The organism is Klenkia sp. AC732, assembly GCF_979256525.1.
Genome location: NZ_CEEDOS010000166.1, coordinates 1 through 242, shown reverse-complemented (window position 1 = coordinate 242; position 242 = coordinate 1). Strand labels below are relative to the sequence as shown.

The 242-nt window shown below is 71.1% G+C and carries 1 protein-coding gene; it reads left to right on the top strand.

Features of this window, described 5'->3' with window-relative positions; genetic code table 11:
* Positions 1–221 (top strand): helix-turn-helix domain-containing protein (locus tag AC0IVP_RS22120; protein ID WP_471759307.1); only part of this gene is annotated, 221 nt, incomplete at its 5' end.
* Positions 222–242 lie beyond the last annotated feature (21 nt).

Genomic DNA, 242 nt, shown 5'->3' with positions numbered 1-242 from the left:
GCTCCCGCACGCTGGTCAACGCCCGGCAGCTCGCGATGTACCTGTGCCGTGAGCGGACCGAGCTGTCGCTGCCCCGGATCGGTGCCTCCTTCGGCGGCAAGGACCACACCACCGTGAGGCACGCGGTCAAGAAGATCACCGGCCTGATGAGCGAGCGGCGGGCCACCTCCACCCCGGTCACCGAGCTCACCGCCCGGATCAAGAGCCGCGCCCGCCAGTAGGGACGACGTCCGCCCGAGAGG